The organism is Rhodanobacter sp. Col0626, assembly GCF_049994385.1.
In the GTDB taxonomy this organism is placed as follows: domain Bacteria; phylum Pseudomonadota; class Gammaproteobacteria; order Xanthomonadales; family Rhodanobacteraceae; genus Rhodanobacter.
The window spans coordinates 3,684,854-3,708,101 of the sequence record NZ_CP188260.1 but is presented as its reverse complement, the minus strand read 5'-3'; the positions used below and the strand labels follow the sequence as shown (position 1 = coordinate 3,708,101).

16 protein-coding genes, 1 tRNA gene and 1 pseudogene are annotated in these 23,248 nt (G+C 60.9%); 14 read left to right on the top strand and 4 right to left on the bottom strand.

Annotation, left to right across the window (positions count from 1 at the left end):
• The first annotated feature begins 7 nt into the window (after positions 1-7).
• From ACPPVV_RS16300 to ACPPVV_RS16280, 5 genes are all read left to right on the top strand, one after another.
• Positions 8-1,678, top strand: a complete 1,671-nt coding sequence (locus ACPPVV_RS16300; protein ID WP_426700917.1) for a DUF6519 domain-containing protein — start codon at positions 8-10, stop codon at positions 1,676-1,678.
• A 240-nt stretch (positions 1,679-1,918) separates the two neighbouring features.
• The gene (gene dusA, locus ACPPVV_RS16295) at positions 1,919-2,854 is read left to right on the top strand and encodes a tRNA dihydrouridine(20/20a) synthase DusA (RefSeq protein ID WP_426703261.1); all 936 of its coding nucleotides are present in this window, start codon (positions 1,919-1,921) and stop codon (positions 2,852-2,854) included.
• Positions 2,851-3,258 (top strand): PepSY domain-containing protein, encoded by a 408-nt coding sequence (locus ACPPVV_RS16290; protein ID WP_426700916.1) that lies wholly within the window; start codon positions 2,851-2,853, stop codon positions 3,256-3,258. The genes dusA and ACPPVV_RS16290 overlap by 4 nt, the downstream gene beginning before the upstream one ends.
• Before the next feature lies 1 nt (position 3,259).
• Positions 3,260-3,952 carry a response regulator transcription factor gene (locus ACPPVV_RS16285; protein ID WP_426700915.1) on the top strand — a complete coding sequence of 231 codons (693 nt, stop codon included), beginning with the start codon at positions 3,260-3,262 and terminating at the stop codon, positions 3,950-3,952.
• Positions 3,918-5,336: an ATP-binding protein gene (locus ACPPVV_RS16280; protein ID WP_426703260.1), complete on the top strand. Its 1,419-nt coding sequence runs from the start codon at positions 3,918-3,920 to the stop codon at positions 5,334-5,336. Before ACPPVV_RS16285 ends, ACPPVV_RS16280 begins: the two co-directional genes overlap by 35 nt.
• A gap of 5 nt (positions 5,337-5,341) precedes the next feature.
• On the opposite strand, the gene ACPPVV_RS16275 is transcribed toward ACPPVV_RS16280, so the two are convergent.
• Together ACPPVV_RS16275 and ACPPVV_RS16270 are read right to left on the bottom strand one after the other, a co-directional pair.
• The gene (locus tag ACPPVV_RS16275) at positions 5,342-6,136 is read right to left on the bottom strand and encodes a zinc-dependent peptidase (RefSeq protein ID WP_426700914.1); all 795 of its coding nucleotides are present in this window, start codon (positions 6,134-6,136) and stop codon (positions 5,342-5,344) included.
• A 12-nt stretch (positions 6,137-6,148) separates the two neighbouring features.
• The gene (locus ACPPVV_RS16270; RefSeq protein ID WP_426700913.1) at positions 6,149-6,469 is read right to left on the bottom strand and encodes a hypothetical protein; all 321 of its coding nucleotides are present in this window, start codon (positions 6,467-6,469) and stop codon (positions 6,149-6,151) included.
• A gap of 213 nt (positions 6,470-6,682) precedes the next feature.
• Here ACPPVV_RS16270 and ACPPVV_RS16265 point away from each other — a divergent pair, with 213 nt between their 5' ends.
• From ACPPVV_RS16265 to ACPPVV_RS16250, 4 genes are all read left to right on the top strand, one after another.
• A complete protein-coding gene (locus tag ACPPVV_RS16265) occupies positions 6,683-7,672 on the top strand; it encodes a biotin--[acetyl-CoA-carboxylase] ligase (RefSeq protein WP_426700912.1) in 990 nt (329 codons plus the stop codon).
• Positions 7,669-8,430 carry a type III pantothenate kinase gene (locus ACPPVV_RS16260; RefSeq protein WP_426700911.1) on the top strand — a complete coding sequence of 254 codons (762 nt, stop codon included), beginning with the start codon at positions 7,669-7,671 and terminating at the stop codon, positions 8,428-8,430. Before ACPPVV_RS16265 ends, ACPPVV_RS16260 begins: the two co-directional genes overlap by 4 nt.
• Positions 8,431-8,461: 31 nt before the next feature.
• Complete coding sequence (locus ACPPVV_RS16255; RefSeq protein ID WP_426700910.1) at positions 8,462-9,139, top strand: SPOR domain-containing protein; 678 nt, start codon at positions 8,462-8,464, stop codon at positions 9,137-9,139.
• A 39-nt stretch (positions 9,140-9,178) separates the two neighbouring features.
• Positions 9,179-9,254, top strand: a tRNA-Thr gene (locus ACPPVV_RS16250).
• Between the two features lie 189 nt (positions 9,255-9,443).
• Here ACPPVV_RS16250 and ACPPVV_RS16245 read toward each other — a convergent pair.
• Positions 9,444-10,384, bottom strand: a pseudogene (locus ACPPVV_RS16245) (IS3 family transposase); the annotation flags it as partial.
• Between the two features lie 271 nt (positions 10,385-10,655).
• Here ACPPVV_RS16245 and ACPPVV_RS16240 point away from each other — a divergent pair.
• A complete protein-coding gene (locus tag ACPPVV_RS16240; RefSeq protein WP_426700909.1) occupies positions 10,656-11,168 on the top strand; it encodes a hypothetical protein in 513 nt (170 codons plus the stop codon).
• A gap of 3 nt (positions 11,169-11,171) precedes the next feature.
• On the opposite strand, the gene ACPPVV_RS16235 is transcribed toward ACPPVV_RS16240, so the two are convergent.
• Positions 11,172-12,272, bottom strand: coding sequence for a cytochrome-c peroxidase (locus tag ACPPVV_RS16235; RefSeq protein ID WP_426700908.1), 1,101 nt, complete (start codon positions 12,270-12,272; stop codon positions 11,172-11,174).
• A 180-nt stretch (positions 12,273-12,452) separates the two neighbouring features.
• Here ACPPVV_RS16235 and ACPPVV_RS16230 point away from each other — a divergent pair, with 180 nt between their 5' ends.
• The 4 genes from ACPPVV_RS16230 to ACPPVV_RS16215 all read left to right on the top strand — a co-directional run bounded on the left by ACPPVV_RS16230 (position 12,453) and on the right by ACPPVV_RS16215 (position 22,999).
• Positions 12,453-16,454, top strand: a complete 4,002-nt coding sequence (locus ACPPVV_RS16230) for a beta strand repeat-containing protein (protein ID WP_426700907.1) — start codon at positions 12,453-12,455, stop codon at positions 16,452-16,454.
• Between the two features lie 77 nt (positions 16,455-16,531).
• Positions 16,532-22,117 (top strand): RHS repeat-associated core domain-containing protein, encoded by a 5,586-nt coding sequence (locus tag ACPPVV_RS16225; RefSeq protein ID WP_426700906.1) that lies wholly within the window; start codon positions 16,532-16,534, stop codon positions 22,115-22,117.
• Positions 22,118-22,127: 10 nt separating this feature from the next.
• The gene (locus ACPPVV_RS16220; RefSeq protein WP_426700905.1) at positions 22,128-22,643 is read left to right on the top strand and encodes a hypothetical protein; all 516 of its coding nucleotides are present in this window, start codon (positions 22,128-22,130) and stop codon (positions 22,641-22,643) included.
• A 161-nt stretch (positions 22,644-22,804) separates the two neighbouring features.
• Positions 22,805-22,999 (top strand): host attachment protein, encoded by a 195-nt coding sequence (locus tag ACPPVV_RS16215; RefSeq protein WP_426700904.1) that lies wholly within the window; start codon positions 22,805-22,807, stop codon positions 22,997-22,999.
• Positions 23,000-23,248: the final 249 nt, after the last annotated feature.

The following is a 23,248-nucleotide window of genomic DNA, read 5'->3' as shown; positions in this document are numbered from 1 at the left end:
ATCTCCCATGAAAGGCGACTTCGCACGTGTCACCTTCGATCCGGCGCTGCACTACAGCCATGTGTTTCAGCAACAGGGTCGCGTGCTGCTGGAAGCGGACTGGAATGAACAGGCGCAGATCCAGCTTCATCTTCTGCGTGCGCTGGTGAAAGATCTGGTGGGCCCCTGCTGGGCGGCGGGCAACGGCTTCGGCCTGACGACCTCCACCACCGATGCGAAGGGTGCGGTCAAGCCGCTGCTGCTGGCGGACTGGGAATTGTCGCCCGGACATTTTTATGTCGACGGCATCCTGTGCGTGAACGAGGCCGTCTGCACAGTGGCCACGCAGCCGCAGGCACCGACGCCCGACTATGGCGTGGCCGACGGCAAGAACGGCTTCGAGAATCCGCCGGCGGGCTATGCGTTGTGGCTGGATGTGTGGGAGCGGCATCTGTCCTGGGTGGAGGCGCCGGCGATCAACGACGCCGCGCTCGACGGCGTCGATACCGCCTCGCGCGCACAGGTGGTGTGGCAGTTGCGCATGCTCGACCAGACGCTGGCAGACCAGCAGCTCGACGGCATCACCGCCGCACTGAAAGTGCGCCTGCAGGCCACGTCGAATACGACCGACATCGCCGCGATCAAGCAGCAGCTCATCGACGTGGGCAATCTGCGCAAGAGCATCGATGGCAATGCCAACACAAACAGCAACCCGTGCGCGTTGCTGCGGCAGTTGCTCGGTGCGCGCAGAACGTATGCCTTGCCCCGGTTGCTTGCGCAACTGGGGCCGGTGGATGTCGACAGCGATCCCTGCGTGATCGCTGCCGACGCGCGCTATCGCGGCTGCGAGAACCAGCTCTATCGGGTCGAGGTCCATCAGGGTGGTCTCGCTGGCACCGCGGCGGCGGCGACGGCCACCAGTTTCAAGTGGTCGCGCGAGAACGGTTCGGTGGTTTTCCCGCTGGTCGCCAGTGCCGCCGGCGCCGCCGCAGCCGATGGCAGTGCGGCGCTGAGCGTGACCCTGGCCAGCTTCGGCCGTGATGCGCGGCTGGGCCTCGCGGTCAATGACTGGGTCGAGCTGGTCGACGACGATTACACCCTGGCGCAGCGCGCGTTTCCGCTGCTGCAGGTGATCGCGCTGGATGCGGCGAATCGCAGCGTCACCCTCAACGTGCCGAAAAACGTCACGCCGTATCAGCCGAGCAACGATCCGCGCAGGCACCCGCTGCTGCGTCGTTGGGACCAGCACGCCGGGGTGAATGTGCAAGGTGTGGTGGCGATGGGCGAGGGCGCGTCGCTCGATCTGGAGGACGGCATCCAGATCAGCTTCGAGCCCGGCGGCATGTATGCCACCGGCGACTATTGGCTGATTCCCGCCCGGGTGGCCGGCAGCGGCATGCTCGACTGGCCGCAGGTTACCGGCGCGGATGGCAAGTCTGGCCCTGCGGCACTGCCACCGCGGGGACTGCATCACCACGCCGTGCTCGGCGTCAGCGACGCGAACGGCGGCTATCAGGAATGCTGCTGCCGCTTCGGCACGTTGTGCGACTTGATCCAAGCCAAGAGCCAGCAGCCTGGAAAGATCGATCAGACGCCGGTGCTGGCGCCGATCGTCGCAGGTAACGCGACGGTCGTGACGAAGAAGCCGGCCGCGACAAAGGCCAAGCCGAAGAAGAAGGCTACCAAGCCGGTGCCGTAGAACTTCCGGGACCGGGCGCCCGTGGCTGTCTGCCGTGCCCGGGTGAATCGGGCTGGCAGCCGGTCGATCAGGGCGACGGCCTGGGGTGGGATGCAGAGGTGACGTACCATTCGCCGGGAAAGTACTCGCGAGCATGTCCCGACGATGATGGAAAACACCGCCCCTGCAAGCGTTGGCGCGCCGATACCTGCGGGCCGGCTGGCCTGCCACGCACCGAACTGGCAGTTGTCCGTCGCCCCGATGATGGACTGGACCGATCGGCACTGCCGCTACTTCCACCGGCTGCTGTCGCCGCGGGCGCGGCTGTATACGGAAATGGTAACCAGTGCCGCGCTGGTGCGCGGCAAGCAACTGCGCCTGCTGGAACACAGCCAGCAGGAGCATCCGCTTGCCTTGCAGCTCGGTGGCAGCGATCCGCACGAGCTGGCGCAGGCGGCGCGCCTAGGTGCCGAAGCGGGCTACGACGAGATCAACCTCAACGTGGGATGCCCGTCCGACCGGGTGCAGTCTGGCCGCTTCGGTGCCTGCCTGATGTACGAGCCGGCGCTGGTTGCCGAGTGCATCGGGGCGATGCGCGACGCGGTGGGCGTGCCGGTGACGGTGAAGTGCCGCATTGGCGTGGATGACCAGGACGACTACGCAGGCCTGCAGCATTTCACCGAGCTGATGCTCGGCGCCGGCGTCGAGGTGCTGGTGGTGCATGCACGCAAGGCCTGGCTCAAGGGTCTGTCGCCGAAGGAGAACCGCGAGGTGCCGCCGCTGGATTACGAACGGGTCTATCGGCTCAAGCGCGAGTTTCCACAGCTGGCGGTGGTCATCAACGGCGGTATCACCACGGTCGGGCAAGTGCAGGCGCATCTTGCCCAGCTCGACGGCGTGATGCTGGGCCGCGCGGCGTATCACGATCCGTACCTGCTGGCGCAGGTCGAGGCGGCGCTGTACGGCGAGCCGCTGCCCACGCGCGAAAGCGTCTTGCAGCGCCTGCGGCCCTATGTCGAAGCCGAGCTGGCACGCGGCACCGCGCTGAAACACATCAGCCGTCATTTGCTGGGTCTGTATCAGGGCGAACCCGGTGCGAGGGCGTTCCGGCGCACGATCAGCGAGGGCGCACATTTGCCGGGTGCGGGCTGGACTTTGCTTGAACAGGCGCTAGCACCTTGCCAGGCAGCTGCGTGACAGCTGCCGGCCGTCCGGTCAGTATTCAGGCCCGATTGCCTAATCTGGTGGTTTCGACAGGTGTCTGGCGGGACCCGCGCATGACAACGCACAAAAACTTCATCCCCGCTCTGCTCATATCGCTGTTCATGGGCGTGGCCGGGACGGTTTCGGCACAGTCGTCGGAGTCGACGGTGACGCTGGATCAGGCCGTGCTCAAGGTGCAACAGGATACCGACGGCAAGGTGCTGTCGGCCGAGCAGCGCGGAGTGGGGCGGCGACAGGAGTACCGCATCAAGGTGCTTACCCCCGAGGGGCATGTGAAGGTGATGGTGGTTTCTTCCGAGCCGGGCAAGAATTCGGCATCAACCCAGTCAATCAAGAATTCGCCCGCCAAAAACGCGGGCAGCAAGGAGAAACGCTGATATGCGCATCCTGTTGGTGGAGGACGAGGCGCCGTTGCGCGAGACGCTGGCGGCACGCCTGAAACGTGACGGCTTTGCCGTCGATGCGGCGCAGGATGGCGAGGAGGGCATCTACCTCGGTCGCGAGGTGCCGTTCGACCTGGCGATCATCGATCTTGGCCTGCCCAAGATGTCCGGCATGGATCTGGTCAAGGCGCTGCGCGAACACGGCCAGCGCTACCCGATCCTGATCCTGACCGCGCGTGGCAGCTGGCAGGACAAGGTCGAGGGGCTCAAGTACGGCGCCGACGACTACCTGGTCAAGCCGTTCCACGTCGAGGAGCTGCTGGCCCGCATCAATGCGCTGGTGCGTCGCGCCAGTGGCTGGTCCAAGCCGATCCTCGCCTGCGGCATGATCAAGCTGGACACCACCGCGCAGACGGTGACGGTGGAAAGCAAGCTGGTCGACCTCACCAGTTACGAATACAAGGTGCTGGAATACCTGATGCTGCACGCGGGCGAGCTGGTTTCCAAGGCCGATCTCACCGAACATATCTACCAGCAGGACTTCGACCGCGACTCCAACGTGCTCGAAGTGTTCATCGGCCGGTTGCGGCGCAAGCTCGATCCGGAAAGCACCCTCAAACCCATCGAGACGGTACGTGGACGCGGATACCGCTTTGCCATCCCGCGCACCGACGGCGACGACGAGTGAGCTGAAGTCGCCGCACCGTCCGCTGTCACTGGCGGCGCGTGCGGCGATCGCCACCAGTTTCGTGTTGGCCGGTTTCCTCGGCCTGGTCGGGCTTACCCTGACGCAGACCAACAAGGCGCGCGCGCTGCGCACGCTGCATGACCGGCTCGAGAATTTCGCGATTGCGTACATCACCAATACCGACGTCAACCGGTACGGCAAGCTGTTGCAACCGGACACGGCGCCCGATCCCAGTTTCTCGCGGCCCGGTTCGGGCCTGTACGCGATGGCCGTGGGCGATCGCGGTTTTCACTGGGAGTCGTCGTCGGCGATCGGTCGCGACTTCAGCTTTCTGAAACCCCTGCAGCCGGGCGAGAGTCGATTCGTCGGTCCGGTCGACACGCGCATGGGTCGGCTGTACTACTACAGCTACGGGGTGGCGTGGGATACCGACGAAAAGAAATCCGTGCGGTTCACCGTGATGGTGGCGCAAACCGAGGATCAGCTGGAAGGCGAGAACGCGGTGTTCCGCCACACTCTGGTGATCTGGCTGTCGATCCTCGGCGTGATGCTGATCGTGCTGCAACTACTGTTGCTGCGCTGGAGCCTGACCCCGCTGCGCAAGGTGGCTAGCGACATGAGCCGGGTCGAGCTTGGCGACAGCGAACAACTGGACAGCCAGTATCCGCTGGAGCTGACTGGCCTGACCGAACGCATCAACGCATTCATCACCAACGAGCGCGAACAGCGCACCCGTTACCGTTACACCCTGGCCGACCTGGCGCACAGCCTGAAGACACCGCTGGCGGTGATCCGCTCGCAGTTGGAGTCGACCACCGGCGATGAGCCGGCGCGGCGCAGCAGCGTGCTCGATCAGGTGCGGCGGATGAACGAGCTGGTTGCCTACCAGCTCTCGCGCGCGGCCACTTCCGGTCGGCAGACTTTCGCCAGCGCGGTGCCGATCGCCGGCCACGCCGAGGATCTGGTGCAGGGTCTGGAAAAAGTCTACGCGGCCAAGAACGTCCTGTGCGAATTCGACATTGCGGATGGCGCGGTGTTCTACGGCGAACAGGGCGATCTGCTGGAACTGCTTGGCAACCTGCTGGAGAACGCGTTCAAGTGGGCCGGCCATCGCGTGTTGCTGGTGGTGAAGATGCAGCCGCAACCAAGCCGGCAGCGGCCTGGCCTGTGGCTGAGCGTGGAGGATGACGGCCCGGGCATCGCCGAAGACAAGATCGAGATGGTATTGCAGCGCGGCGTGCGTGGCGACGAACGGGTACAGGGCCACGGCATCGGCCTGTCGATCGTGCAGGACATCGTGCATGCCTACCAGGGTGAGCTGGTGGTGGATCGCTCACCGGAGTTGGGCGGCGCCCGTTTCAGCGTCGCGCTGGCAGCAAACTAGGCCGCTTACCGCGTGCGGCAGTAACCGGGTGGCTCACAGCCTTCGGCGGGCGACCGGCCATAGAATGCCTCTAGCAATGCCGCAATACCCGGTTCCGCCTGGCGCAGCACCAGCGGTTGCGAGTAGTGCAGCTCGCTGACCACCGCGAAGTACTCGCTGGCGCTCTCCGCCGCGTAGATGTCGATCGGGCTGTCGTGGTGATCTGCCGGCGCTCTGGCCAGGCGGTCATAGGCCTGCTGGAACTGCTGCACCCATCGCCGCCGTGGAATGTCCACCAACGGCGGTACGCCATCGGGCGGGCCGTCGAGCATGTCCAGCTTGTGCGCCATCTCGTGCACGACCACGTTGTAGCCGTCCCACGGTTGCTCCAGGTCCAGTTGCACGTCGGCCAGTGACAGCACCAGCGGACCGTGCTCCCAGGCTTCGCCGATACGGCTTTCGTTGCCCTCCGTGATCACGCCGGTGCGATCGTCATGATGGCTGCGGCGAACCTTGAACTCGCCGGGATAGATCAGCACCTCACGCCAGCCGCGCAGGCTGCCCGCGCCTTGCTGCAACGCCGGCAGACAGGCCTGCATGGCGATCAGCAGGCGCCAGTAATCGTCCAGTACGGCACCGGCCAGCGCGTGGAACTGTTTGCGTGCGAGAAACAACGCGGATAGCCGGCGCAAGCGCAGTTGCCGCTCGGGATCCAGGCGGCGTGCCAGCGGACAACCGGTCAGCGCGCGTCGCCACAGCGGATCGGCAACCGGCGAGGGTTCGAAGCGTTCGCGTAGTGATTGCCACCAATGTCCCGGCATGACGCCGAACGCTTACTGGATCGATCCAGGCAACAGCGATTGCCAGCCCAGGTGCGGCCGATGGTTTGGCATCGGTATGGACGTGGCGTCGCCGGAGCGATCGTTGCCGCTGCTGGAGATGCTGCTGGAGCTGTCGCTACTGGCCGCGGGCGCGCAATCACGGTTCAAGCCTGCCGCATCGCCGCCACTGCCGCCGCCATCGTGCGGGTTGGTGCCGTCGATCGCCGCATGCGGCGAACTGTCTATCGTCTGGGCATCCGGGCTCGCCGCAGCGGCACTACCCATCCCGGCGAGGCACAGGGCGCAACCGATAAATCGATGGATGGCACGCATGGCGATCGAACTCCCTGACCCGCAAGCGAAGACCCGGATCGTCTCAGAAACCCCGCCGCCATGCCAGTGCTGCCATTTGGCTGGTGGACGCGGAATCGCGGTGCATGCCTCGCCAAGCCGCCCGGGCTAGAATCCGCCGATGTCAAAAATGCCTGGAATCCCGCTTTCACGCCGCTGCTGGCCCATGGTTACCGCTGTGGCCGAGGTCCGCTGATGCAACCGATGCAATTGCTGGCGCTGCTTGCCACGGGTGAATCCTTGTCCGGTGCCGGCCTCGCCGCTCAGGCCGGAGTGACTCGCGCGGCGATCTGGAAACAGATCGAGGTCCTGCGCAGCCGCGGTGTGCCGATCGAGGCGCGCGGGGTGGCCGGATATCGGCTGCCCTGGCCACTGCAGATGCTGGACGTCGGACAGATCCGCGCGGCCCTGCCGGCGCCGGTGGCGCATTCGCTGGGGGCGCTGGAAGTGCATTGGGAACTGGATTCCACCTCCAGTGAGCTGCAGCGCCGAGGTAATGCCGCCAAGGATCTGAGCGTGATCCTGGCCGAAACCCAGAGCGCCGGCCGTGGTCGGCGCGGTCGCGAGTGGCTGTCGCCGCCGGGGATGAACCTGTATTTGTCCTGCCTCAAGCGTTTCGAACCGGGTTTTGCCGCGTTGAGCGGCCTCTCGCTGGCCATCGGCGTCATCGTGCTGCGGGCGCTGGGCGATCTCGGCATCGACGGAGCCGGCCTGAAATGGCCGAACGACGTGCTTGCCGTCGCCGGTGGACAGCCAGCCGGCAAACTCGCTGGGATCCTGGTCGAGCTGAGCGGCGAATACCAGGGGCCGTGTGCGGCCATCATCGGCATCGGCCTCAACTTGCGGATGACCCCGGCGTTGCACAAGCAGGCCGGCCAGCCAGCGTGTGATCTGGCCGCGCTGACCGGAGATTCGCCACCGGATCGCAACCGCGTCGCGGCGGCGCTGATTGCGGCGCTGGCCGGGGGCTTGCGGCAATTCGAGCAAGAAGGTTTCGCCGGCTTTGTCGCCGACTATGCGCGCTACGACCTGCTGCGCGACCGGCGCCTGCAGTTGAGCGGCGCGCTTGGCACTTTCGAAGGCATCGGCGCGGGCGTCGATGCCCGCGGTGCATTGCTGGTGCGCATGGCCGACGGTCACGTGCGCCAGATCGACAGTGCCGATGTCACGGTGCGTCGCGCATGAGGCTGCTGCTCGACATGGGCAACACCCGCTTGAAGTGGGCGCTGCAGGCACAGCCGTCGGGATGGCTGGCGCGCGGCGCCGTTGACTGGGGGGACGACATGGCCACCGCCCTGGAGTCAGCCTTGAACGGGTTGCCACGGCCAGACCACGTGATGGCGGCCTCGGTCGTCGATGCCGGGCGCGAGGCGCAGGTGACTGCCATCACCGAATGCCTGTTCGCCTGCTCGCCAAGCTGGCTGCGTACACCGGCCAGCGCTTGCGGCATACGCAATGCCTATGCCGAGCCATCCAGGTTGGGCGTGGATCGCTTTCTGGCCATGGTCGCGGCGTTTGCCGACGGCCACGCACCTTGCGTGTTGGCAGGCGTCGGCACCGCGCTCACGCTCGATGCGCTGGCAGAGGACGGCCAACACCTCGGCGGCCTGATTTCGCCGGGGCCGCTATTGATGCAGCGATCGTTGCTGGACGCTACGGCGCGCGTGCGACCGGAACGGCCGGGTGAAATCCTGGAGCTGGCCGACAACACCGCCGATGCCGTCGCCTCAGGTTGCTGGCAGGCCGCCGCCGCGCTGGTCGAGCGCTTCACCACGCGCATGGCTGCGCGACTCGGCACCACACCCACCCTCATCCTCGGCGGTGGCGATGCCGAACAGCTGCTGCCACTGCTGTCGTTACCGGCACAGCTGGGCAGTGACACCGTATTGCGCGGCCTGGCGGTGTGGGCCAATGCACAGGTGAAAACCTCACTCGCCGGATAGAATGGCGCTTGCAGTCAGTGAAGGGGATTCGATGTTTCTGCGTCTGCTGTTTGTGCTCCTGACCGCACTCAATATCGCGGTGGGAGCGTGGCTGCTGCTGGGTCAGCCCTATGCCCATGGGGGCATCTCCAGCGACCCGGGTGTGGCAGAACTGCGTCTGCTATCGGAGTCGGAGCCGCCGGAAGTCCAGCCGACCCCGCCGGCATCGGTCATCGCGACGAACCCGGTGGCGAGCGCGCCATCACCCAGTCCGAGTTACAGCTGCCTTGCGCTGGGGCCGTTCGCCACCCCGCAGGATCTGCGCAGCGCACGCCAGGTGTTGTCTGCGCAAGCCACGCGCATGCGTTCGCGCCAGGAGCAGGCCAGTCAGACCAGTGGTTGGTGGGTCTACCTGCCAGCGGCGGCCAGTCGGGCGCAGGCATTGGTCGAGGCGCGGCGCCTCGACCAGCATCATGTCGGCGACTACTTCGTGGTCAGCTCGGGTGATCAGTCCAACACCATTTCGTTGGGCCTGTTCAAGGATCCAGCCAATGCGCGCAAGCGCCGCGACGAAGTCGCTGCCGCCGGCTTTCCCGCCCGCATGAGCGAGCGCAGCGAAAGCGTGCCCGAATACTGGCTGGACATGGTCGTCGCCGACAGCAGCCACTTCGACTGGCACAGCCTGGTCCGCACCAGCGGCATCGGTTCACACAGCACCGGGTGTTTTTGAGCACACGCCGCGGCGGCCCTGCTAGAATCCCCGACCTTCGCCGGCATAGCTCAGTTGGTAGAGCAACTGATTTGTAATCAGTAGGTCCCCAGTTCGAATCCGGGTGCCGGCACCAGTAAAAACAAAGGCCTGCAGTGATGCAGGCCTTTTTCTTTGGGATTGAGGCAACAAGTCGGCCACAACGCCTTGGCAGTCTCGTGCTATAGGTCGCGGGAAAAGGGGAGATGCTTATGGCGATTAGAGGAAAGTCGATTCGGTCGATCGAGAAAGTGGTCGCCTTAGCGAAAGGAGCCAAACGAGTCCGATTCGTTCGTCGACTCATGCTTGGCTGTAGGTCATGAGAACAGCAGAAGCGCTGCCAATCATCACTGCCGTACTGTGAACCCTGATCGGAGTGCACGATCACGGGCCCCGATGGCTTGCGCCGCCACAACGCCATCAGCAGCGCATCGAGCGCCAACTCGCGCGCCAAGGTCGGTTTCATCGACCAGCCTACGACTTTGCGCGAGTGCAGATCGATGACGACGGCCAGATACAGCCAGCCTTGCCACGTGCGCAAGTAGGTGATGTCCGTCACCCAAGCCTAGTCCGGCATGTCGACTGTAAACTTTCGCTCCAGCCGATTGGGCGCGACGATCGAGGGCCGCCCCACGATGCGGCGCGGCGCCTTATAGCCACGAATTGCCTTGATTTTGTGTTGATGCATGATCTTCTCGACCCGATGTTTGCCACAGGTCTCGCCCACTTCGCGCAGATCGCCAAACACGCGGCGCGCACCGTAGACCCCGCCACTGGCGACATACGAATCACGGATGACGCCCAGCAGGCGCTGGTCCTCGATGGCTCGATCCGACATCGGCTTATGCACCCACTGATAGAAGCCGCCACGCGTCACGCGCAGCACCCGGCACATCGTGGCGATCCGAAACTCGTGCCGGTGATCGTTGATGAAGCGGTACTTCACTCGGGCTCCCGAGCAAAGTACCGTGCGGCCTTTTTTAGGATGTCGCGCTCCTCCTCGGCGCGGCGCAGCTGCGCACGCAAGCGCAGCAACTCGCTTCTGGCCTCGAGTAGCTCGGTGGCCTGCTTCTCCGTGTTGTCCGGGGCGACGGCCTTGACCCACTTATAGAGGCTGTGTGCCGACACGCCCAAGCGTGCGGAAACTTCCGCAACCGAATACTTGCGGTCAATGACCTGCCGAACGGCTTCTTCTTTAAATTCCGGGGTAAAACGTTGGGTGCTCATGGGACCTCCTCCTATGCTCAAATCATAGGCGGGAAGTGCTTACGATCCAGGGGGAAGTCCACACACCTAAACTCGGTGTCTGTGAAACCGGCAGCAGTCCACCGTCGCTTGTCAGCATTCTGAGCCTGTCCGTGATAATGGCACCTGCCGTGCGCCGTAAGATTCGCCTCAAGAGGGGGCATATATCGTCACGTTTATTCGTTGAAAGCAAAGTGTTCCAGGATTGATCCTTCATTGAGTATCCTTTGGACTCCCAAATGGAGGACACGGCATGCGCGCATTACGAACAGCAATGGGAATGGCTTTGACCGTGATGTTACTGACTGGATGCGGCCATCACGACAATCCAGAGACAACGAACACTTCGATAGCGAAACAAGAAGCGCTGGTGTCACCATCCAATCCGAATGATGCTGTTGCTTGGCGCGCCTTCTTGAGCAAGGCGATTCTGGTCGAGACACACGATCCGAACTTGCACCCGTATGCTTTCGTCGTTCCGGCAGGTGATTCCGCGGATGCCATGCAGCAGCGTGGGGGTGAGACCATGGCTATCCGCGGCATGCTCGGCCACACAGTTTTACCGGGCAACATGCTGGCGTTCACAGGTTCGGATTCGAACAAAGTCGTCGAGGTAATCGACGAAGCGTTCAGAACCTTGCCGGCGCACAGCATGCAAGGGCTCACCATTCTTTATGTCGGTGAGCCCGCGGCCGCCATGAAGGTGCAGGCCGCCGTGAAAGCCGCCGGTGCCGAATTGCGTGTGCGCGCCATCCAAGCACCCTGACCGTCAGGGCGCTTTGACATAGGCGCCTTTCTTTGGTGCCATGAGTTTCGAGGCAGGCTCCAAAGGCGAGAGTGCACGTAAAAACGCGATGAGGTTGGTGCGTTCGCTGACCGTCAACGACAGCGGCTTGCCGCTGGTCAATCCACGCCAGTAGATTTCCTGATCCACCGCTGCTTCAAGTGTCGGCACGCTACCGTCGTGCATGTAGGGTGCTGTGTCGGCGACATAACGCAGCGACGGAGTGCGAAACAAACCCATGTCGCCAGGCTGATGCGTCACGACGAAGCGGCCCATCGCCGCCCAGTCCGCGCGGGCGGCCACGGCGCGACCAATGAAGGTGGCATCTGTCGACTGCTGCGCGACTTCTGTCGAGAGTTGCGGCAGTCGGCTTCCAATCGTCTGCAGACCGGTGCCTGTTGCATGGAACTCATCGTCCGTGAAGCGGGTGGGCGATCCTTGTAAATGATGGCAGGCGGCGCATCCCGCCTTGCCGGTGAACAGACGCAGTCCCTCTCTAGCTTCGCGGGAGAGCACGGTAGGATCGTGATGAACCTGATCGCGATCGAAAGCGGTGTCTGGATGCGGCAGCGAACGCACGAATGCCGCCAAGGCCAGGGCGATCTGTTCGCGCGTCGGGGCGGAATCCTTCGTGCCGAAGGCGCGCACAAAAGCCTCCCGGTAAGAAGGCGTCTGCAATAAAGCTTGCAGTGCTGCATCATCCTTCAACGCCAGCTCTAGCGGATGCTCGAAAGGATCGATCACCGAATCTTCCAGACGCTGCCGTCGCCCATCCCAGAAAAGTGAGGACTCGGCTGTGACGGTCAATAGGCTAGGTGTGTTGCGTGTGCCCAGATGGCCAAAAGCGCCGCGCGATACGATGCGGCCATCGCTGAAAGCATGCTCTGGCTGATGGCAACTCGAACAGCTGGTCTGGCCATCCGCGCTCAGGTGCGAATCGAAGAAAAGCTGTCGGCCCAGTGCCGTCAACGCGGCCTCTTTGGGTGGCGATGTAGGGTGGCTGTGGGTCACCCATGTCCATACCGAGCCGGCACCCAGTAAACCAACTATCCCCATCAATAGAAATTTCGGCAGTCGTCGCAACATCCGTTGTGCATCCTTGGCGGCCTATGTTTTGTGACGTGATTCGCGTAGTGCCGGCGAACCATGATGTCCATCTTGACAAGTTTGCTTACTTTTGGGAGAGAATGCGACCTGTCGGGCGTAGCTGGTGGCATGGACCGTTTCTACCTGTAGCTTTGCGACAAGGATGTAAGGGGACAACTGATGCATATGGATCGTGATCAGGACGCGCGTGCAAGTGCGGATGCACCTTTGCCTTCCGATCGTTTCCATCGCCGCCGCTTCGGGCGACAGTGTCTAGTGGCACTGCTGTCCCTGCTATGGGGCATTGGGATTGTCCAAGCCGCGACGTATTACTACGACAGTAATGGTCAGCTTGTCGTCATCACGCGTAACGACGGCACCAGTGCGCGGTATGTCTACGACGACCTAGGCAACCTGAAACAGATAGCCACAATTCCCGCCGGTCAGCTCAGCATTTTCGGCTTTACCCCAAACCATGGCCCCATAGGAACGTCGGTAGCGATTTCGGGGCAGGGATTCAGCGCCGTTGCTGCCAACGACACCGTGACCTTCAACGGCGTAGTCGCCTCGATCGTTTCGGCTACGGCAAATACGTTGGTGACGACTGTGCCAATGGGTGCTACGACAGGCTCAGTCACGGTCACCGTGGGCAGCAACACAGCCGCTAGTGCTGAAGCCTTCGTCGTTGATGCGAATGGCGCTCCGCCGGTAATCGCTTCTGTTACGCCGGCAATAGTGGCGCCAGGGGCAAACGTCACCATCGCAGGGCAATACCTCGATCCCGTGCCGGAACAGACTAGCGTGGCCCTTAGTGGACAGGCCGTCGCCACTGCGTCGATGAACGATATAGCGATCTCGTTCGTGGCGCCGCAAACGGTGGGCTCTGGTCGCGTCACGGTCAAGACGCCTTTCGGTCTAGCCAGCAGCGCCACGGACGTGATCGTGGTGCCCACCGCGATCGGAGCCACAACGATTGGTGCCGCTGGACGCATCGACGTCAACAGCACGCAGGCCCTGACCATTCCTCCGTCGAAGAATGGTGTCTTGTTGTTCGATGCTGGAGATACGACTGACCACAACTGGCTGAGTTTTCAGCTCAATGCTCTGACCGGCGTCAGCTATGTTGCCTATTATGTTTACGATCCGCGCAATGGTCTCGTGGCGAGCGGTACTTTGTCGGCATCGTCTCCATCGCTGCATTTGCCCAGACTGACCAAGCCTGGAACCTATAGCCTCTATCTCGAACCCAGTTCGTCGTCACCTACAACTAGCTTAACCTTGGGCTTGGAGGCCAATCCAAAACTCGCGCTCAATGCGAACACACCTACGTCACAGAGCGCAGTTGTCGCCAACCAATCGAAGCGCTACATCTTCCAGGCCAGCCCGGGAGTTGATCTCGCCTTTTCTGCGGTCGTCACCAATCCGGCGGGTAAAAGCGTCAATGTGTCGATTCGGACTGATTATGGCGTCGAGGTTCTGTATACCTCTTCAAGTGCTTCAAACTTTCCAATCAATGTTCCTTTTCTGATTACCGGAAACACCTATCAAGCCATCGTGTCGCCAACGCCCAGTGCGGCCGAAAACGTCAGCGTGACGTATCAGCAAGAGCCGGGTGCGGCGTTGACGATCGATGGGCCGACAGTAAACACAACGGTTCCGCCTGGGGTGAATGCGTTCTACGAATTCAAGGCCGCGGCCGGCGATAACCTGGAACTTGCGCTCAGCGGATTGGCGATGAGCCCAAGTGGAAATTATTCCGATGTCTATGTTTACGATCCTTCGGGAAACATAGTTGCTTCGAATCTCTGGTGCGCGGTAAGCAATCCCGCCAGCTCTTGTCAATTGGCACTTGCCAATCTCGTTGCAGGAACCTATGCGGTCACGGTGAGGAGCGAAACAGCCGCGGCCACACTGAATTATCAAATGACACTCACGCGCGATATCACTGGCACGCTGGTGAGTGGTCAGTCGCAGGCGTTCAACCTGACTCGACCCGGGCAATCGTTGCGCCTCGGCTTTACAGGCAATGCCGGCGACACAGTGGCTCTCGGCATCAGCCATATTGCAACGATCCCTGCCGGGAAGAATGTTGCCATCAGTGTATTGCGGCCCGACGGCACGACTCTGTTCAACAGTGCGGAATTCTCCGCTGATAGCGCGATCAATTTGCCCGATCTACTCACAGCCGGCACTTATACGGTGCTAGTAAGACCAGACTACGGTTTGCTCGCCTCGTTGCAACTTCTCCTGGCGCCCAATGCGGGTGGCACGCTCATTGTCGACGGCCCCTCCGAGTCATTCAGTGCTTTCGTTGGACAGAATGCCTATTTCTTGTTCACCGCCGCCACGGGCGACAACCTGGAGCTTGGACTGAGCGCGTTGACGACTACCACGACTTCTTGCACCAGCGTGAATTTCGCGGTCTACGATTCGAATAGCAACTACGTCACGGGAGGAAGCTGGTCTAGGGTGAGTCCTGGAAGCAGTGCGAATACGCACCTTTGGGGACTTGTTTCCGGCTCGTATTCCGTCGTGCTATCCGGTTGTCTCTCTACCGGCACCGTCACCCTGACACGGGACATCACTGGATCGCTTGCGACGGGTCAAACGCTTTCATTTAACGCAGCGCGTCCGGGTCAGACGGTGCGCTTGAGCTTTGCCGGAACCGCTGGGCAGACGCTGGCCGTGGCGTTGAGCAACCTCGCCACGACACCATCGAGCCAATATGTCACCTTTCAGGTCTTCAAACCCGACGGCACGTCCTATATCAGGACCGATTCAACGACGGCCAGCACTTTCAATCTGCCTAACCTTCCGGTTACGGGGGTCTACACCATCGTCGTCAGCCCCGACTATGGGCTACCTGCCTCGTTCGAAGTTAGCCTGCTGGCCCAGGTGGGCGGCACCTTGACGGTAGATGGCCCCTCGCAATCGGTGGCCACTACCGTCGCGGGACAGAATGGCTACTTCGCCTTTACCGCTGCGTCGGGGGATAACTTGGAGTTGGGGTTGAGCGGCCTGACAGTGAATGGCTCTTCCTGCGTCGGGGTCAATGTCTATAACACCACGAACAGCAACATCAATAGCACTACGTGGTCTACCTCCAGTCCCGGAGCGTCAGCACATATTTCGCTGGGAAATCTGGCCGGCGGTGCTTACACGATTGTTTTCAACGGCTGCGGAGGGGCTACTGCATACAGCGGCATGGTGACATTGACGCGGGATCTGACAGGCGTCTTGGCCTTGGGCAGTCCGCAGTCGCTTAACCTCGCGCGGGCTGGGCAATCGGCGCGATTGAGCTTTACGGGAATGATGGGGCAAACGCTCGCGGTTGCGCTGAACAACCCTGTCACCACGCCTTCGGGCAAGGCCATCACGTTCAAGGTTTTGAAACCCGATGGCTCGCAATACTTCTATTCGGATTCCGCCTCAGCAACCTTGGGCAATCTGCCGAATCTGTCGGTAACCGGGACGTATACCGTCATTGTCAGTCCGGACTACGGGTTGCCCGCCACGGCGCAGGTGAGCCTTTTGCCGCAAGCAGGCGGGCCGTTGACGGTGGATGGTGCCTCGCAGGCGATCAGCACGGCAGCGGGACAGAACGCCTATTTTGCCTTCACTGCGGCAGCGGGCGACAACCTGGAACTAGGATTGAGCGGCTTGGCGGTGAACGGGGCGTCCTCGGGCTGCGTCAATGTGTATGTCTATGACCCTCAAAACAACACGGTGGGCAGTGTGTCGTGGTCCACTTCAAATGTCGGGGGATCCGCGCATCTGTCTCTGTGGAACCTGGTCGCCGGGACCTACACGGGCACAATCACCGATTGCACAGCCAATGAATCCTTCAATGGCACATTGACTCTCACGCGTGATGTGGCGGCCTCCCTGATTGCTGGAAACCCGCTGGCGATCAATCTTCCCAGGCCGGGACAAACCGAGCGCTTGAGCCTCAGCGGCACGGCCGGGCAGACACTGACGGCCACGCTCAGCAACGTTGTGACCACACCCAGCGGCCAAAATCTGAACTTCTGGATCATCCGTCCGGATGGAACGCAATGGACGAGTGGTGGAGTCAGCGGCAATAAGGTGACGCTGTCAAATCTTCCGACCACCGGCACCTATAACCTCATTTTCGATGGTTATTACGGCGTGCCAGTCTCGATGACGGTCTTGTTGCAATAGCGCGCTCGCCTTTTTGTTGCGACATCCATTTCACCGTTCGAACACCATGCAATGTAAAAGTATTGGGGAACATGACGATGGCGAGAATCAGGGAACGTTTCCACATCGCGGTCTTGGGCGTGTTGATCCTTCTAGGGTTGAGCGCTGGCTCTCTGTTGCAGGCGCAAAAATACGAGAGCGCCGACAAGGTGTTCACACAACAGGACTTGGCGGCACTGGCGCAACAGGCGGTGTCTGCATTGCCGCTGCCCGATGGCCGGCAACTTATCCTGAATGCAGATCGGGTGGCTCTGCGCGGCCCGGCTGCCAAGCAGGGGCTTGCCTTACCCGAGCGCCGCATCGGTGCCGCAGTCGTCGTGCTTCCGGATGCCCGCATATTGATCTGGGGCGGCGCTGATGCCCAGGGACGCTTGTTCAATGCGGGCCTCTGGTTTGATCCCGCGACCAAACAGTTTTCGCCAGCGAGCGATCTCGCTCTTCCCGCCGGGGTAGGCCAAACCTTGACTGTTCTCAGTGACGGTCAGGTTCTGCTCACCGGGGCGTGGAATAGCGAGCATCGCGACTTGGAACAAGCCACCCTTTGGAATCCGCGCACAAATATCCGTAGCGATTTGGGCACGCCCCTGAGTCCGCGCTTCGGCCAGGCCTCTGCCGTGCAGGATGATGGCACGGTGTTACTCTGGGGTGGCAGCGGCGAAGGACACCGTCCCATTCCAGGCACCCAGAGTTTCGATCCCAAAACCGCGACCTTCGCCATCCGGACGCAAGCGTTGAAAGATCCGGGTGGGCTGATCTTGACGGCTTCTTCGCCCCAGGCGAATAGCACTCAGGTGGCGGCTGACGCACTGGTCGCCCTTCGGTTCAGCACGCCGCTCGATGCCACGTCTGTCTCTGGCGCCACCGTCTCTCTGATCGGTCCGGCTGGCCCCGTGGTGGCGACAGCGACGGGCGTGCAAGGACGTCTCGTCTTCGTCATTCCACACGAAGAGTTGCTGCCCGGCACGCGTTACACCGTGGCGCTGAACGGGATCCGCAATGCTCAACGGCAACGTCTGCCATTTACCTCATTCGGCTTCACCACGGCGGCGCTCACGGCCTCGGCCGACGCCGATGGAACGAGGGCGACGACGGCGTCCGACAGCGCGGCTGGTGGGAGTTTGCCGAATTCCTCGGCCGCCAACGCGGCAAGCCACACAGCCGCAGTCACGCTTTACCGCGCCACTGGAGTGGATGCCACGGGCAAGTCGTTGGCATCGAGTCCCTGCCCACAGAACAAGGCCGCGGGCCTCCGGTTGTGCCGCGACAAGAGTTACTTTCAAGATGGCGCCTGGTATCCGGGGCAGGACAACGCAGGTGGCCCGGACAGCGGCCATTGGCGCATCAATGTGTCCGATATGCCATCGACGGAAATCGCTGCGCGTGCCATGGAAAAAAGCGCGTGGGCCAAGGTCAAGCGCCGAGCGCTGATCCAGTCCGGTACTGGTTTGAAACTGAGCGGACAGATACGCCTGATTGATGGTCACCCCATCGCGCAGGTGAAAGTGACGGTGGGCAAGGCGAGCGCCACCACCGATGCCCGGGGCAATTTCCTCCTCAGCGGCGTGCCGGCCGGCCATCAATCGCTCTTTGTCGATGGCACCTCAGCCAGTGACAGCATGCACCGCTACGGCCAGTTCGAGGTCGGCGTGGATGTCGCTGCCGACGGCGAAACGAAACTGCCCTACCGGATGTATTTGCCGCGCATTCTCGACCGCGATCGCATCGAGCTGCCGTCGCCCACCACGCAGGACATGGTGGTCACACACCCCGACATGCCGGGGTTGGAAGTGCATATTCCTGCGGGCACCGTGATCCGCGACCACAACGGTAAAGTGGTCACCGAGTTCGCCATCGTGCCGATGCCGACCGATCGCGCGCCCTATCCAACGCCAGTTAACTTTGCAGTGTATTTCAGCTTGCAGCCGGGCGGCGCCGCTGTGCAGAACGTGCGCGCCGATCAGCCGCAGGGGATCACACTGACGTATCCGAACTATGGCCATGTGCCTGCCGGCTATCCAGCCAGCTTCATCGCCTACAGTCCCGATAGCGGCTGGCAGACGTATGGCAAAGGCCAGATCACCTCGGATGGCACCCAGCTAAAGGCCGAGGCAGGCGTGCGATTGGCCGCCCTGACTTCGGGCAGTTGGAGCATAGACAACTCACACTTGGGTGATCCCAATCCGGCCAAGCCAGGCGGCCCTTGCTGTGGTGATCCAGTGGACTTGCTCAGCGGCACGCTGGTCGAGAATCACACCGATATCGCTATCGATGATGTTATCCCGATCAGCTTGACACGACAGTGGCACGCGATCGGCAACTCCGCTTTGATCGATTCAGCGACCCTCAGCGACACCCGTAGTTTCGGCGGTTGGCGCTCGAATTACGACATGTTTACGGTCAATTCCACGGCTGGAGCATGGGATAACATCGGAGTTCGACTGCCTGATGGAAACAAGCTGGGACCATTTACTCAGATCACTTCCAACCCAGGTGGCGATGGCAGCTGGGTTTACAGCGGCAATGTGGCCGGCTATGTGGGAGCCACGCTGGACTCTCCTCTGAACACGACACTGTGTGATTCATTGGACCGTAGCGAGTGCTACGTCCTGCGCATGCCGAACGGCACGCGGTATTACATGAGCGTCTCATCAGGCCTCTATGAAATCCGCGATCGTTACGACAACCGAGTGCAGATCATCCGCAACGGTGGCCTCATTGCCCAGATCGTCTCGCCCAGCGGCCGCTACCTCAGTTTTACCTACAACAGCGACAACAATGTCTCGCAGATCGCTGACAACACTGGTCGCACTTGGAGTTACACCTATCACAAGACCAGCTTTAAGGCGGGCACGTGGGGTCCTGGCGGCGCCACCACGACCAATGCCACGCTGTATTTCCTAGACAAGGTGACCTATCCCGACGGCACCGCAACCAACTACCACTACAACGAGGATTTCACCGCACCGTTCGGTAGCCCCGGCACATGCGCAGCACCGCTACCCAGCACGTTGACGAGCGTTACCGACCGCAACAACCAGACGGTGATGACCAACACCTACTGCGGCAGCCAAGTGAGCAAGCAGGTGCTGGCGGACGGCGGCACTTGGCAGTTCGCCTATGGCAGCGGTGAAACCGACGTCACTGATCCACTGGGCCACGTGCGCAAGGTTCTGTTCGACCCAGTATCTGGTTATCCGTCGTCGGACACGTCTGCGGCGGGCACGTCGCTGGCGCAGACCACCACATACGTGCGCGAAGCCAGCGGCTTGATGGATTCAACGATCGACCCGCTGGGCCGCAAGACCACTTTTACCTACGACAGTAACGGCAACCCACTCACTGTCACTAAGTTGGCCGGCACAGCGGACGCGGTATCGCAGTCCTTCACTTGGACTGGCGATAGTCAGATTGTCAGTGTGACCGATGAGCTCAGCCGCACCACGCGCTTTTCATATTCGAACGATTGCCTGACAGGTGTTACGGATGCCCTGAACCAGACTTTCACGGCTCAGTGCAATGAACAGGGCCAGACCACTTTAATCACCGATCCGCTTGAGCACCAGACGGAATTAGGCTACGTAGGTAATGATCTGCATACGCTTACTGACGCGTTGGGTCGCACAGCCACCATCGCCACTGACGGGCTGGGCCGGGTGATGGCGGTCACTGATCCCATGGGCCGCACGGCGCAGCGCAATTACGATAGTAACGGCCGGCTGAAGACGACCACCGACCAACGCGGGAACGTGACCACGTTTACCTACGACAACGAAGGCCATGTTGTTTCAGTGGCGCTGCCGAACGGCACCATTGCATACCAATACGACTCGGTCTACCGGGTAAAGCAGCGCACCGACGCCTTAAACCAATCCGAGTCTTGGACCTACGACACTGTCGGTAATTTGCTGACCTACAAGGATCGCAAGAGCCAGACCATGACTTACGCCCCGCGTGATGCGCTGGGGCGTTTCACATCGCTCGCTTATGCTGACGGTAGCACCGTTACCGCGACCACTTACGACGCGGGCAACCGGCTGACGCTGCTGACCGATTCGGCCAACGGCACCGTCACCCACAGCTACGACGATTTGGATCGACTCACTGGCGAAACTTCCCCGCAGGGCAGCGTGGTCTACACCTATTACGCCAATGGCCAGCGCCAGAGTATGACGGCAGCCAGCCAGGCCGTCGTCAACTACACCTACGACGCTGGCGATCGGCTGCAGACACTCAGTCAGGGTAGCGATACCGTCGGCTTCACTTACGACGCTGCCAACCGCCGACAGACGCTCACGCTGCCCAATGGTATCGTCGCCAGTTACAGCTACGACAACGCTAACCAGCTCACAGGCATCAGCTATTCCAAGACGGGCACCACGCTGGGCATCCTCACCTACGGCTATAACACAGCCGGCCAGCGGGTCAGCCAGACCGGCAGCCTCGCATCGGACCAACTGCCCGCAGCGACCACGGCGAACAGCACATTCGATCTCAACAATCGGCAGACCGCGTTCAATGGTCTAGCGCAAACCTACGACAAGGACGGCAACCTCACCGGTGACGGTGCCAAGACCTACGTTTGGAATGCGCGTAACCAGCTGACCCAGATTAAGCAGGGCAGCACGGTCCTAGCCAGTTTTGGCTACGATGCGCTAGGGCGCAGAATCAGCAAGACCCTCAATGGCGTCACCACCACCTTACTCTACGATGGCCTCAATACGGTGCAGGAGACGCAGGGCGCCACGGTCAACCCAATTCTCACTGGCTTGGGCGTGGACGAGCGCTTCGCCCGAAACGAAGGCTCAACTCGCAATTACTTCCTCACCGATGCGTTGGGCAGCACCATTGCGCTGACCAACGTCAGCGCGGTAATCACGCAGACCTACCAATACGATCCCTACGGTAACGTTACCAATACAGGTGGCGCGACTAATCCTTACCAATACACCGGGCGGGAAAACGACGGTACCGGCCTCTACTACTATCGGGCGCGATATTACAGCCCGACCATGGCACGCTTTGTAAGCGAAGATCCGTTGGAATTCGGCGGTGGTCAAAATAACTTTTACGCCTATGCTGGAGGTAATCCAGTTTCTTATAAAGATCCTCAAGGCAAAGAATTCATCACCGCTGCTATTGGAGCGGTTGCCGGTGGGATTGCTGGTTATGAAGCCGGCGGCTGGAGAGGCGCAGTGGTAGGTGGAGTGGTAGGTGGGGCTGTGGGGTTCATTGCTCCGCAGTTGTCGGCAGCAGCAGCCACTTGGGCAGGTGGAGGAATTGCCGGAATGTTCGCAGCTACAGGAACAACCGTAGGATTGGGGGCGGCTACCGGTGGCATAGCTACTGTGGGAGGCAATATGCTTAACAACGCGGCTAATCCGTTATGTAAGAAGGAATGGAACGATGGTTTAGGCTTTGGAATGACGTTAGGCGCAATGGCTCCGTTGATGAGTGGAGAAGCATTTGCAGCTGGGGCTGGAGAGGTGGCTGTTGGAAGAACTGCATCCAACGTGTTTTCAGGCATTACGGGTGGAATCACTGCAATAGGAGAGGCTTTTGATCCAGGGGCGGCCCACGGCATTCAATCTCCAGAAGTGGGCGGCAAATGCGGATGCGGGAACTAAAGGGCAATATATGAGCACTAGTCCTTCATACGTATATAAGTTTAATGGTCGAATTCCCGTCATAACGGTGGTTATCACGCTGGTTGGTTTGTGTGTGCTGCTCGCGGTTTTGATTGTTCGCCAGGGGGGCGGCTTAGCGGGCGTATCTTTTTGCCTTGGCTCCGCTTTTTTCTTTTTGCTCATAGGTAGCATATTTTTTCTTGGGAGAGCAAATATCGTAGTTGACGATAACTCGATCTCAAGAACGTTCCTCGGGAAGAAATTCAAGGTCCTTCAATGGAAGGATATAGAGCGGATTGTAGTTTTTCCAGTTCGCGGTTCTGGCGCCAGCCAAAATGTCATCGGATACAATGTTGTTGCATCGTCGGAGAGATCAGGTTTGTCGAATACAAAAAAGATTTACTTCAATGATCAATCCAATGATTTATCCAGCCTCGTAAAATGCATGAACACCTATGTCGATCGCTTCGGAATAAGAGTTGAACGTGTTATCGATGGCACAACAACGCTCGCCAAGTCAATTTGACGTATGCCCATGTCGGCGGTGACCCCGGTCGATCGCACTAATCCGTCTGGGTTGCTGTTTGAAGGTTTGGTCGACGCGAGTTAGTGCTATGGGATTCGGCAGCATAATACTGATCGGTTAGGCAAACCGCCGCCGGCAATCCGCTGTATACGATTCCTGGCATGTTTGCAGCCCTTTCGGCCCCTGGGCCTAAGGGGGTGCTCAAACAAGAATATGAACATCTGGTTCTGATTGCCGACCCAAAGACACTGGACGAAATCCGTCCGCAGCTTCATGTCGAAGTGGCGAAACGCATGATGGGAGAGCTGGGCAAGACCCTCACCAACTCCATCTTGGAAGATATCGAAAAATCTTGAAGGCTAACGAGTAGGTTCAATTGTTGCGTGGTCAAAAGTTTATGACTTGGATTGATTTTGCCGATCTCAGAAGCGAGCAAGGCATATGTGCGTGCAATATTTGATGGCGAGAAGATCGGTATGGAGTCCGCTGGATCGTTTGTGCCGCTGTGGGAGCCAAGCAGCTATAGCGCGTGGAAATCGGGGGCATGTTCCAAACAATGAGCGAATTCGACGACTCGATGTGCGCTCATCTATACCAATTCATTC

Excerpts from the sequence above, each read along its gene's own strand:
- ACPPVV_RS16300 (WP_426700917.1), top strand. The coding sequence starts at position 8 with ATGAAAGGCGACTTCGCACGTGTCACCTTCGATCCGGCGCTGCACTAC.
- dusA (WP_426703261.1), top strand. The coding sequence starts at position 1,919 with ATGATGGACTGGACCGATCGGCACTGCCGCTACTTCCACCGGCTGCTG.
- ACPPVV_RS16285 (WP_426700915.1), top strand. The coding sequence starts at position 3,260 with ATGCGCATCCTGTTGGTGGAGGACGAGGCGCCGTTGCGCGAGACGCTG.
- ACPPVV_RS16275 (WP_426700914.1), bottom strand. The coding sequence starts at position 6,136 with ATGCCGGGACATTGGTGGCAATCACTACGCGAACGCTTCGAACCCTCG.
- ACPPVV_RS16270 (WP_426700913.1), bottom strand. The coding sequence starts at position 6,469 with ATGCGTGCCATCCATCGATTTATCGGTTGCGCCCTGTGCCTCGCCGGG.
- ACPPVV_RS16265 (WP_426700912.1), top strand. The coding sequence starts at position 6,683 with ATGCAACCGATGCAATTGCTGGCGCTGCTTGCCACGGGTGAATCCTTG.
- ACPPVV_RS16260 (WP_426700911.1), top strand. The coding sequence starts at position 7,669 with ATGAGGCTGCTGCTCGACATGGGCAACACCCGCTTGAAGTGGGCGCTG.
- ACPPVV_RS16255 (WP_426700910.1), top strand. The coding sequence starts at position 8,462 with ATGTTTCTGCGTCTGCTGTTTGTGCTCCTGACCGCACTCAATATCGCG.
- ACPPVV_RS16240 (WP_426700909.1), top strand. The coding sequence starts at position 10,656 with ATGCGCGCATTACGAACAGCAATGGGAATGGCTTTGACCGTGATGTTA.
- ACPPVV_RS16235 (WP_426700908.1), bottom strand. The coding sequence starts at position 12,272 with ATGTTGCGACGACTGCCGAAATTTCTATTGATGGGGATAGTTGGTTTA.
- ACPPVV_RS16230 (WP_426700907.1), top strand. The coding sequence starts at position 12,453 with ATGCATATGGATCGTGATCAGGACGCGCGTGCAAGTGCGGATGCACCT.
- ACPPVV_RS16225 (WP_426700906.1), top strand. The coding sequence starts at position 16,532 with ATGGCGAGAATCAGGGAACGTTTCCACATCGCGGTCTTGGGCGTGTTG.
- ACPPVV_RS16220 (WP_426700905.1), top strand. The coding sequence starts at position 22,128 with ATGAGCACTAGTCCTTCATACGTATATAAGTTTAATGGTCGAATTCCC.
- ACPPVV_RS16215 (WP_426700904.1), top strand. The coding sequence starts at position 22,805 with ATGTTTGCAGCCCTTTCGGCCCCTGGGCCTAAGGGGGTGCTCAAACAA.